The organism is Kitasatospora sp. NPDC098663, assembly GCF_044760075.1.
Lineage (GTDB): Bacteria > Actinomycetota > Actinomycetes > Streptomycetales > Streptomycetaceae > Kitasatospora.
This window is the reverse complement of the sequence record NZ_JBIWAP010000027.1, coordinates 38,425-50,200: the sequence shown is the minus strand read 5'-3', so window position 1 is coordinate 50,200 and position 11,776 is coordinate 38,425. Positions and strand designations below refer to the sequence as shown.

Below are 11,776 nucleotides of genomic sequence, written 5' to 3'. Positions count from 1 at the left end.
GCGCCCCGGAGGGCGCCGTGGCTGTCGGAGCGGACACGTATGCTCGACGGCGGGGAAGAGGCGCCGGGAGCGCTGCCGTACGGAGCTTGGGAGCAGCAGTGGCCGTCTGGGACGACCTGGTGGGCCAGGAGCGGGTGGTCGAGCAGCTGACCGCCGCCGCCCGGTCGGCCGGGGCGACGATCGCGGCGGGCCGCGGAGCCGGCCCGCAGCCGGGCGGGAACGCCTCCCTGATGACGCACGCCTGGCTGTTCACCGGCCCGCCCGGGGCCGGGCAGGTCACCGCCGCGCGCTCGTTCGCCGCGGCCCTCCAGTGCACCAGTCCGGACCTCGCGCTCGGCGGTACGCCCGGCTGCGGGTTCTGCGACGGCTGCCACACCGTGCTGGCCGGCAGCCACGCCGACGTCAAGTACGTCCGGACCGACGGCCTGTCCATCGGCGTCGGCGACATGCGCGAGCTCGTGCTGCGCGCCTCCAGCTACCCGACCGGCGGCCGCTGGTCGGTGATCCTGGTCGATGCCGCTCACCGGCTCACCGAGGCCGCCGCGAACGCGCTGCTCAAGGGCGTGGAGGAGCCCTCCCCACGCACCGTCTGGCTGCTCTGTGCCCCCTCCGTCCAGGACGTGCTGCCGACCATCCGGTCGCGCTGCCGCCTGCTCGTCCTGCGCACGCCCGCCGCCGAGGCCGTCGCCGACATGCTGGTCCGCCGCGACGGCGTCGACCCGGAGACGGCCCGGCTTGCCGCGCTCGCCGGGCAGGGCGACGTCGAGCGCGCGCGCCGCCTCGCCGTCGACGACCAGGCCCGCACCCGCCGCGCCGAGGTGCTGCGGATCCCGCTGGAGGTCGCCGACATCGGCGGCTGCCTGGCCGCCGCCCAGCGCCTCGTCGACACCGCCAAGGCCGACGCCGAGGCGCTCGCGGAGACCCAGGACGCCAAGGAGACCGGCGACCTGAAGGCCGCCTACGGCGCAGCCGAGGGCAGCAAGGCGCCGCGCGGCATGGCCGGGGCGGTCAAGGAACTGGAGAAACGGCAGAAGAGCCGGGCCACCCGCACCCGCCGGGAGACCCTCGGCGTCGCGCTGCTCGACCTGCTCGGCTTCTACCGGGACGTGCTCGCGCTGCAGCTCGGCTCCAGCGGCACCCTCGCCAACGAGGACCAGCGGCAGGCCCTGAACCGGGTCGCGCAGGACGGCCCGCCGGAGGGCACGCTGCGCCGGATCGAGGCGGTGCTCGCCTGCCGGCAGGCGCTGGACCGGAACGTGGACCCGCTGCTCGCCGTCGAGGCGATGACGGTGGCGCTGCGCGCGGGCTGAGCTGGACCCTGTGCTGCCGGGCCGCCGCGCCACCGGGCCGCCGTGCCACCGGGCCGTTCGGGCCGTTCGGGCCGTTCGGGGTGGGCCTGTCGGGCTGAGCACCCGGCGTAGGCCTCCCGGAGCCGTCCCGTTGTCCCACCTTCGAGTGAATGATCGATACGCGCCGGGCACACCCGCGTGTGACCGTCCGCCCGTTGTGCACGCTGGGGGCCGACTGTGCCCCGGTGCGGGGCCGTCGCCCCCCGTACGGCACCGGGTCCCGTCCGGCGCCGGCCCTCCTCCCGAGGCGGTGCGTCCCATGGTTCGTTCGCTCCTCGTCATCCCTCTGCTGATGGCCGCGCTGGGCGGGATCTGGCTGGCCCGCGGCGCGCTCCAGCGCTGGCGCGACCTGCGCGCCGCCGCGACCTACGAACTGGCCGGTGAACGCTGGCCGATGCTGGTGCGGGCGGCTGGAGCGATGATCTGCGGAGTCTGCGTCACCGCGTTGACGTTGCTCACGGCGCTCGGGGCGTTCGGCGGCCTGACCCCCCGCGGCCAGGAATCGGACCGGGCCGAGCCGGTGGTCGACGCGGCGGGTGCGGGCCCTGGCGGGGGACCGGCGGTTCGGCAGCAGCCGGTGCCGCCCGTCGTGGCGGAGCCGGCCGCGGCCGGCTCCGCCCCGTCGGCCGCCGTGATCCACTTCGACGGCGTCGGCCAGCCGGGCGGCGGCGAGCTGCTGCAGTCCGCCGTGCCCGGCCCGGACGGGCAGCCGCGTACCGTCCGGGTCTGGCTGCCGCCGCAGTACGCCAAGGAGCCGAACGCGCGCTTCCCGGTCGTCGTGATGCAGGCGGCCACCCCGCGCAAGACCGCCGACGCCGAGGTCCCGGACGTCTTCGAGGGCCTCACCGCGGCCCTGCAGACCGGCCGCGCCCGCCCCTTCATCCTGGTCGCCCCCGAAGCGCCGAACGGCACCGCGCACCCCTGCGACCTGGTCGCCGCCGCGCCGGCCGCCGTCGCCGACGACGAGACGCTGCGTGCCGCCATCGCCGCCTCGTTCCGCATCCTGGCACCCGGCCCGGCCTCCTGGGGAACCCTCGGTGTCGAGGGCGGTGCGCCGTGCGCGGCCGCCGCCGGGCTGTCCCGCCCCGACCTGTACGGCGCCACCGCCGCGGTGTCCGGCCGCTACGACGCCGCCGCGCTCACCCAGGCCGGAGCCGAGGCCCCGGCCGGCAGCGCGGCGAAGCTCCTGCTGGCCGCGGCCAAGGCCGACACGGCCGGGCTGGACGCGGCCCGCAAGCTCCAGGCGGCGCTCCAGGCCGGGGCCGGACCGGCGGCCAAGGCCGAGGTGAAGATCTCCGACAACGTGCAGGACTACACCCCCGACCGGGAGCGGATGCGGCTCGTCCGGCAGGCGGCGCAGTACCTGGCCGACGCGCTGGCCAAGGCGTCCTGAGCCGCCGGCCCGGACGGGGCGGTGCCGCCCGGTGCCCGTGGCGGGTGCCGGGCGGCGTGCTGTGGTGCAATGCGAGTCGGGTCGCCGGGCGACGACCCTGGGTGACGATGGAGAGGGCTCGGATGATCGCGAGGGGTCGGATGAGGGCCACCGGGCGGGTGCTGGCCGCGGCGCTCGCCGTCGGGCTGCTGGCGGGCGGGTGCGGTGCGGGTTCCTCGGGTTCCTCGGGTTCGTCGAGCTCGTCGGGTTCAGCGGGTTCAGCGGGTTCAGCGGGCTCAGACGGCTCAGCGGGCTCAGCGGGTTCGTCCGGGGCGGGGGGTGCCGGGCCGTCCACCCCGGCCGCGCCCGGGGTCACGCCGCTGGAGCCGCTGCCCGCCGCCGTCCCGGCCGGGCTGGCCCCGTACTACGCCCAGCGGCTCGACTGGCAGCCGTGCGACGGCGGGTTCGAGTGCACCGCCTTCCGGGTGCCGCTGGACTACGACCGCCCGGGCGACGGCGACCTCACCCTGGTGGCGGCCCGCGCCACCGCCGTCCCGGCGGGCTCGGGCTCCGGCTCGGGCTCCGGCTCGGGTTCCGAGGAGGGGGCCGGGGAAGGCCGGCTCGGCTCGCTGCTGCTCAACCCCGGCGGGCCCGGCGGCTCGGCGGTCGAGTACCTGGAGGCCACCGCGCGGACGTACGACAGCGGCGTGCGCGCCCGGTACGACCTGGTCGGCCTCGACCCGCGCGGGGTCGGCCGCAGCAACCCGGTCACCTGCCTGAGCGGCGACCGGATGGACGCCTACACCGCCGTCGACCCCACCCCCGGCGACCAGCACGGAATCGACGCCCTGGTCGCCGCCGACAAGGAGTTCGCCGAGGGCTGCCGCCAGCGCGCCGGGGCGGCGCTCGGCCACCTCGGCACCGTCGAGGCCGCCCGCGACATGGACGTGCTGCGCGCCCTGCTCGGCGACGAGCGGCTGAACTACGTCGGCAAGTCCTACGGCACCTTCCTCGGCGCCACCTACGCCGGGCTCTTCCCCGGCCGGGTCGGGCGGCTGGTGCTGGACGGCGCGGTGGACCCGTCGCTCGACTCGGTCACCGGCAACCGCACCCAGGCCGGCGGCTTCGAGACCGCCTGGGCCGCCTTCGCCAAGGACTGCGCCAAGCGCGAGGACTGCCCGCTCGGCGGCACCGAACAGCAGATCGGCGAGCAGCTCACCGCCCTGCTCGCCACCGTCCAGGCCGACCCGCTGCCCAGCACCGACCACGGCCGGCGACTCACCGCGGCCCAGGCGACCACCGGCGTCATCCAGGCCATGTACGCCGACTTCCTCTGGCCCAAGCTGCGCACCGCGCTCACCGACGCCAAGGCCGGCGACGGCACCGGCCTGCTGAGGCTCTCCGACTCCTACTACGGGCGCGAGGCGGACGGCTCGTACCCCAACCTGATGTTCGCCAACACGGCGGTGAACTGCCTCGACCTGCCCGCCCCGTTCGCCGGGCCCGAGGACGTCCAGCGTGCCGTGCCGGATTTCGAACAGGCCTCGCCGCACTTCGGCCGCGACATGGCGTGGATGGCGCTGGCCTGCACCTACTGGCCGGTCCGGGCCACCGGCACGGCGCACACCATCCGGGCCGCCGGCGCCGCCCCCATCGTCGTCGTCGGCACCACCCGCGACCCGGCCACCCCGTACGCGTGGGCCCAGGCGCTGGCCGGGCAACTGGAGTCCGGACGCCTGCTCACCTACGACGGGGACGGCCACACCGCGTACGGGCACCACGACGCCTGCGTGGACGGCGTGGTCAACCGCTACCTGTTGGCGGGCGAGGCACCGGAGCCGGGCGCGCGCTGCACCCGGTAGGCGGGATGGTTTCCGCTTCAACCGACCGCCGGTGCGACGTTACGATGAGCGCCCCCGCCCTCATCTCCTCCCCTCCCCGGAGCGCACCGTGCTCGGAGTCAACGACCTGGCGACGTACGTCCTCGGCGCCCTCGTCATCGTCCTACTGCCCGGCCCCAACTCCCTGTACGTGCTGTCCGTCGCCGCCCGCAAGGGCATCCGGACCGGCTACCAGGCCGCCGCCGGCGTCTTCGTCGGCGACCTCACCCTGATCAGCCTCACCTCGCTGGGCGCCGCCTCCCTCCTCAAGGCCAACCCGGCCGTCTTCGCCGTGGTCAAGCTCGGCGGCGCCGCCTACCTGCTCTGGATCGGCTACGGCATGCTCCGCGCCGCCCGCCAGCTCTGGCGCGAACGCCGGACCGCCGACAATCCGGACAACCCCGCCACCACCGCCGAACCGGCCGCCGAACCCGTCGAGCGCCCGTTCCGCCGCGCCCTGGTGATCAGCCTGCTGAACCCGAAGGCGATCCTCTTCCTGCTCTCCTTCTTCACCCAGTTCGTCGACCCGGCCTACGGACAGCCGGCCCTCTCCTTCGGCCTGCTCGGCGGGATCCTGCAGACCTTCAGCGTGCTCTACCTCTCCCTGCTGATCTTCGCCGGCACCACCCTCGCCACCGCCTTCCGCCGCCGCCGTCGCCTCTCCGCCACCCTCACCAGCGGCGTCGCCGTCCTCTTCGCCGGCTTCGCCGCCAAACTCGCCGTCTCCTCGGCCTGACCTCCACCCCCGCCAACCGGGTGTGGATCACCCGCGAAACCTGTGTAGACTGGCCCGCGTTGCCACCACGCGTGACAACGGCGCCGCCTTAGCTCAGCTGGCCAGAGCAACGCACTCGTAATGCGTAGGTCGCGGGTTCGAATCCCGCAGGCGGCTCCAAGGTGAACCCCCAGGTCAGTCCTCTGACCTGGGGGTTCTTGTTTCGTTGACCATGGGAATCGGGCAAATTGGGCACCTGGTCTCTATGTGTCGCAATGCGTAGGTCGCCAGTTCGATAGCGTTATCGGCACTTTGGGTTAAGCCTGCGACCTGCGGTTTTGCCGATATCGGTGAGCCCGTCCCCTCTGGGCCAGCGAGCTTTGGTGGACGGCCGGTGGACAAGCGTGCAGCGGTGGTGCGGATGGCCGTGCCGGGCGACCCAAGGGTCGGAGCTGAAACTGTCCAGTACCTGCAGCGAAACCCGTCGGATGGACCTTGGGTCGGCGCTGGCGGCCAGGCGAGCATCGTCGGGTCATCGATGGGTTACTTTCGGTGACGGTGCGGCATTCCCAGAGCTCATTCAATTAGGGTGTATCGGCAGTGCCTGTAGGCCCCTCGCGCAGCGCGGACGGGGCTGGGTAGAAGTCGGGACGGAGTAGACGGCGCATATGGCGGACGAGCAGCTCGGCCTTGGATTTTCCGTACTGGAGGTACCCGGAGGGCAGTCCAAGGGGGCCTCACCGCCGCGCGCGCTCGGGGACGACGAGACGATCGACTACATCACGGGCACGGACATCCTCAAGCTGACCGAGGCCGAGAAGGTCCGCCAGCACATCGCCCGGGTACTCGTGCACCAGTACGGGATCAACCCCGATGACATGAAGCGCGACTACACGATTGAGATCCCGGCGCTCGAGGGTGGCCGTAAGGCCCGCAAAAAGGTCAGCATCGCGGTCTTCGAACCGGGCGAGTCGAAGACACCGGAGCACCTGCGGCGCATTGTCATCACCAAGCCGCGCCCCAAGACCGGCCGCACAGTCACCAAGATTCGAACGCACGAGCAGGCGACGAAGGATATCGACGAGCTCCAGTTCCTGATGAGCATGGCAGGGCCGAACTGCCATCTGGGGCTGTGGACCGACGACATCGACCTCTACTTCGTGGAAAAGATCAAGCGCGACGATGAAGGACGGAAGGTTCGCTTCGAGGACAGGTTTCGCCCATTGCCGAACTGGCCCCGGGGAGACGACTCAGCCTTCGATGCTACTGGTGAGGCCACCTCGCTGAAGGAGATCAGGCGGGCGGACAAGTACATGCTCCGTTTCGCCTTCCGGCGCTGCCATAACTACATTCACGGCAACGAGGGACTGCCCAAGGATGCAGCGTTCTGGCAGTTCCTCTACGTCCTCTTCGCGAAGATCTACGATGAGCGCCAGGTCCGCGAGGAGGGCAAGGACTCGCGCTTCCGCATCGACATCGCGGACCTGGTGCGGACCGAGCAGACCGCCACCGGGGCCAAGCGCCGGGCGGGCAGCCCCGAAGTCGCCGGCCGGGTCAGGGAGCTCTTCAGGGAGGTGAAGGAGTTCTATAAGGAGCAGAAGCTATTCGATAACCGGGACGAACTTACCCTGACCGATCCCGCGCTTACCTTTATCGTCGGCGAGCTGGCGCCCTACGACCTCGGCAGCACTGACATCGACGCGAAGGGCGTCGCCTACCAGGAACTGGTCGGCGACAACCTGCGCGGCGACCGAGGTCAGTACTTCACGCCCAACGAAGCGGTGAAGCTGGTCGTCGACATCCTCGACCCGAAAGAGCAGGAGACCGTCTTCGATCCGTGCTGTGGCACGGGCGGCTTCTTGCGCGAGACCCTGAACCATCTGCTGCGCAAGTGGCAAAAGGCCGAGGACAGCGGCCTCACTTTTACCAACGCCAAGGAACTGGCGGCGAAGATGGCCGACCATCGTCGGAGACTGGCCGCGTACGCGGACAAGCACCTCTTCGGCGCCGACTTCGACCCCTTCCTGCGCCGGGCTACTGTGATGAGCCTGATGACGCTCACCGATACGGCCGGTCACGCCTTCCACATGGATTCGCTCGCCTTCCCGGACGGCCACCTGGCGGGTAATGACGAGGCGACACGTTTCCCGCGGATCGAGCTCGGTAAGCTGGATGTGCTGATGACGAATCCGCCATTCGGCTCAGACATTCCGGTGTCAGAAGACATGATTCTTACGCGATTCCGCGAGAGCGGAGGCCAATTCGGCGTCGCCTACAACTGGACCCGCGACAAGGACACAGGTGCGCTGATGAAGGCGGGCGAGGCAACCGCGGTCTCACCCGAACAGCTCTTCGTCCAGCGTGCAGTGGAGTGGGTCAAGCCTGGCGGGCGCATCGGTATCGTCCTGCCGAACGGCATCCTGTCCAACCCTGGCCCTTCCGACGAGGCGGTCCGGCGTTACATCCTCGATCAATGCTGGATCCTGGGCAGCGTGGAGCTCCCCGTGGAGACCTTCATCGCGGAAGCCAACGTCAACATCCTCACCACTCTGCTCTTCCTGCGCCGCAAGACGGAGCAAGAGCGTCAGGAGGAGATCGAGTTCGGCAAGGCCGACTACCCGGTGTTCATGGCCGTTGCCGAGAAGGTCGGCATCGACCGCCGTGGGAACAGGGTCTACGTGCGCACCCCGGACGGAGAGATCGTCACCGAGGAGAAGACGGAGCACGAGATCCTGCGGATCGGCGGTGCGGAGGTGCAGCGCAAGATCAGCCGCCGCGAACCGGTGATCGACAACGACCTCCCGAAGATCGCCAAGGCGTACCACGAGTTCTCCGAGCGCCATGGCCACGAGTTCCCTTGGAACGCGGGCTCATGATTACCCGAATCGAGGCTTACAACTACCGCTGCTTCGAGAACCTCGCTGTCGATCTGGCCGGTTTCCACGTGCTTGCCGGCGCCAACGGCTCCGGCAAGAGCACGCTTCTCGACATTCCGATCCTGCTCGCCGAGCTTCTCGGCGCCGAGCGGATCGAGGACGCTTTCCTGCGTCCGTCTGCCCGTACCGGCCGGCCGCCGCGAGCCCAGTCGCTCGCCGAGCCGGTACACCGGGGCAGGGACGGCGGCTTCGGCTTCGTGGTAGAGGCACGGCTCCCGGCGGAGATCACCGAACTCCTCGCTGAGGCCACCCGCAACCCGCGCCTCCCGTTGCCCACCCACTTGCGGTACGAGCTTCACCTTGCCCCGGTCGAAGGCGGCAGGGGGATCGAGATCGCAGGGGAGTACCTAGTGCTGTTCCCCGAGCAGCATCCGGTGCGTCCGGTGCCGGGGGAGCGGACCTTCGAGGACCCGGACGAGACGGTGACAACCGGACGCGGCGGCAGTCGCCGCGTCCGATGGGCCTGGGAGGAGAATTGGCGTCCGGTGATCGCCCGCACCGGGGGGCCGGTGGCGCGTTTCACTTCCGAGACCGGGGGGCAACCTCCGCTGACCTGGCAGAGCCCACACAGTCGGCTCGCGCTGAACACGGTCCCGTTCGACGAGGCGCACTTCCCGGCAGCCCTTTGGTTGCGTTCCCTTTTGCGGGAGGGAACGCTCTCCTACGGCCCTGACTGGGCCGCCCTGCGCCAAGCCGCCCCGCCTGCAGGCCGGACACCCCAGCTCGATCCCGTCGGCCGTAACACTCCCTGGCTGGCCCTGCGTCTCAAGGGCGATGACAAGGAGCTGTACGACGCCTGGGTGGACCTGGTCCAAATCGCCCTGCCGCAAGTCCAGGACATCGACGTGGCGGAACGCCCTGACGATCACCACGCCTACTTCCGCGTGACGTACGCGGGCGGCCACGAGGTCACCTCCTCGGGCCTGTCCGACGGCACGCTTCGCGTCTTCGCCCTGACCCTGATCGCCTTTATGCCGGACCCCCCAGCCCTGCTCGTCACGGAGGAACCGGAGAACGGTATCTACCCGCAGGCCATTGAGATCGTCATGCAGGCGCTTCAAGCCGTACGGGACTGCCAAGTATTGGTCGCTACCCAGTCCCCACTGGTCCTGGCCAACGTCGAGCTGTCGGACGTGCTCGCCACACGTGTCGACTATGACACTGGGGCCGTAACCGTCGTGCGCGGCGACCGACACCCTCGGTTGGCCGACTGGCGGGGAGATCTTGACCTGGGGACGTTGTTCGCGACGGGGGTGTTCGAGTGAGTAAGGGGGCTGCCCGGCGGACCGGGCGTGGAGGGGGAGCCACCGCCCCGGTACCCCGGCAGATGACGGCGCCCTTGGCCGAGTCTGGCAAACGTGATGTCGTCTTCTACGTCGCCGACCAGGGAATGAAGGCCATGATCGGTGCGTTCCTGGACCGCAAGGACTTCCACCATAAGCTGGACTGCGGTCCGTTCGTCTTTGATAGCCGGCGAGACATCAAGGTCAGCGACAACAAGGACTCCGAACTCCCTGTACGGGCTGGTGCACTGTTGCAATCATGGCGGGGTGAGTACGAGCGTGCGGTCGTAGTGATGGACCACGCGTATCAGGGTGCGCCACCCGTCGAAGAGATCCGCAAGCGGATCGGTGATCAGCTGGAGGGCTTCTGGCCGCAGTACGCGGTAGTCGTAATCGATCCTGAGCTGGAGAACTGGTTCTGGTCTGACCACACTGAGACGATCAAGAAGGCCCTCGTGTGGAGGCCGAGCAAGGGGGACGAGCGTACGCCGCGTCAGGTTCTGGAGGACGCCGGGCTGTGGACCCCCGGCAAGGACAAGCCCGACGATCCGAAGGGGGCGGTCGATTACCTGCACAGGCTGAAGTACACAGCCCCTAAGAACAACGGAATCTTCCGCCGTTTCGCGGAGCATGTTCCGTCTGTACGGGGTTGCAGGGACGCGGCGTTCAGACAACTGACGGAGACCCTCAAGGGCTGGTTTCCGCCGTCAGGGAGCACGACCACATTCATGACGACCACGACGACGGAGTACGGGCAGTGAAGATCGCGTCCAAGGACAACCCGGTACGGCTGGAGTGGCTGCGGGAGCAGGGGCTTCGGCTGGACGCGGCGCCGTACCTGTCTGGAGCGTTCGAGGCTCGGAAGTTGTTGGAGCGGTTGCCGGTTGCAAAGGATCGGCTGGGTGACGTCACTGCAGGGCACGATGGAGGTATCTTCAACGGGCCGAAGTTCAGCCGGGTGTACGTGACAGATCCCGCGCACGCGGTTCCGTTCCTTGGTAGCACGGACATGATGGAAGCGGACTTCACGCATTTGCCGTTGCTGAGCTACAGCAAAGTCGCGAAGAAGTTTCCCTACCTGCGGGTCGAACCAGGGACGACCTTGATCTCCTGCTCAGGGACGATCGGCCGGATGGCCTACGTGCGACAGGACATGGCCGGTATTTGGTCTTCCCAGCACGTCATGAAGGTGCAGCCGGATGCACGGAAAGTCCCCTCGGGGTACCTCAACACATTCCTGCGTAGCCGGTTTGGGGTTCCTATCGTTGCCAGTCAGGCGTATGGCGCGATCATTCAGCATATCGAGCCGCACCATATCTCGGGACTTCCGATTCCACGCTTTGATCCGGCGCTGGAGGAGGAGATCCACGAACTGGTCGAGGAGGCGGCGAAACTCCGTGCGGATTTCCAGGCGGGTGTGGTCGGGGCGACCGATGATCTTTTCAGGACGGCAGGGCTTGAGGAACTGATCGACTTGAGATGGCATGACCAACCTCGGGATCTTGGATTCGAGCAGCGGAAGCTCACGCCTTTCACTCTTCGGGCCTTGAACTACCAGCCGAAGGCCCGCCGCATCTTGGATGCCTTGCGTGACGTGGATCATCGTGCGCTTGGTGAGATCTGCGTTGGCGGGCAGCTCAGTCGGGGCCTGCGCTTCATGCGTGTGGATGGAGCCGAAGATCCTCGCTACAGCTATCAGCTTGTTGGGCAGCGGCAGGCATTTTGGCTGCGGCCAGAAGGACGGTGGATCAGCAAGGCCAAGACATCACGTGAGGTGCTGGCCAAGGATGAGACGATTCTCGTTGCCTCTCAAGGGACGCTAGGCGAGAACGAGGTGTTCTGTCGGCCAATTTTTGTCACTGGGGCGTGGCTTTCGTATGCGTACTCGGAACACTTCCTCCGGATCAGAAGCGGTGACCCCGACATTCCGGGTGCCTACCTCTTTGCTTTCTTTCGCTCCGAGGCGATGTTCCGCATCCTGCGTTCCCTGTCAACCGGTGGGAAGCAGCAGGATATCCACGAAGTGTTGCGTAACCAGATCCCCGTTCCTATTCTGGCTGAACCTGACCGGGAGCGCATCGCAGAAACGGTCCGCAGCGCCTACCGGAAGCGAGATGAGGCTGACCAGAAGGAAGACAGGGCGCTGAAGCTGTTGGAGCAGGAGGTTTTGGAGCACGGCGCATCTTGAGCCGTGGTCAGTTCTGTTCCGTGTAAGGTGACGAATCCGGCATCGGTGGCTTC

The 11,776-nt window shown here is 69.0% G+C and carries 8 protein-coding genes and 1 tRNA gene; all 9 read left to right on the top strand.

Going from position 1 to position 11,776, the window contains the following annotated elements; genetic code table 11:
• The first annotated feature begins 98 nt into the window (after positions 1–98).
• Positions 99–1,310 carry a DNA polymerase III subunit delta' gene (locus ACIQVZ_RS26880; RefSeq protein ID WP_402453391.1) on the top strand — a complete coding sequence of 404 codons (1,212 nt, stop codon included), beginning with the start codon at positions 99–101 and terminating at the stop codon, positions 1,308–1,310.
• A 298-nt stretch (positions 1,311–1,608) separates the two neighbouring features.
• Entirely contained in the window at positions 1,609–2,742 is a 1,134-nt protein-coding gene (locus ACIQVZ_RS26875) for a hypothetical protein (RefSeq protein WP_402453324.1), read from the top strand.
• Positions 2,743–2,864: 122 nt separating this feature from the next.
• Positions 2,865–4,583 carry an alpha/beta hydrolase gene (locus ACIQVZ_RS26870; RefSeq protein WP_402453322.1) on the top strand — a complete coding sequence of 573 codons (1,719 nt, stop codon included), beginning with the start codon at positions 2,865–2,867 and terminating at the stop codon, positions 4,581–4,583.
• 88 nt (positions 4,584–4,671) lie between these two features.
• The gene (gene leuE / locus ACIQVZ_RS26865; protein ID WP_350882035.1) at positions 4,672–5,337 is read left to right on the top strand and encodes a leucine efflux protein LeuE; all 666 of its coding nucleotides are present in this window, start codon (positions 4,672–4,674) and stop codon (positions 5,335–5,337) included.
• Between the two features lie 82 nt (positions 5,338–5,419).
• Positions 5,420–5,496: transfer RNA gene (locus ACIQVZ_RS26860), tRNA-Thr, on the top strand.
• Between the two features lie 488 nt (positions 5,497–5,984).
• Positions 5,985–8,192, top strand: coding sequence for a restriction endonuclease subunit M (locus tag ACIQVZ_RS26855; RefSeq protein ID WP_402453321.1), 2,208 nt, complete (start codon positions 5,985–5,987; stop codon positions 8,190–8,192).
• Entirely contained in the window at positions 8,189–9,517 is a 1,329-nt protein-coding gene (locus ACIQVZ_RS26850) for an AAA family ATPase (RefSeq protein ID WP_402453320.1), read from the top strand. Before ACIQVZ_RS26855 ends, ACIQVZ_RS26850 begins: the two co-directional genes overlap by 4 nt.
• 74 nt (positions 9,518–9,591) lie before the next feature.
• Positions 9,592–10,296, top strand: coding sequence for a hypothetical protein (locus ACIQVZ_RS26845; protein ID WP_402453319.1), 705 nt, complete (start codon positions 9,592–9,594; stop codon positions 10,294–10,296).
• Positions 10,293–11,723, top strand: coding sequence for a restriction endonuclease subunit S (locus ACIQVZ_RS26840; protein WP_402453318.1), 1,431 nt, complete (start codon positions 10,293–10,295; stop codon positions 11,721–11,723). Before ACIQVZ_RS26845 ends, ACIQVZ_RS26840 begins: the two co-directional genes overlap by 4 nt.
• The last annotated feature ends 53 nt before the right edge of the window (positions 11,724–11,776 follow it).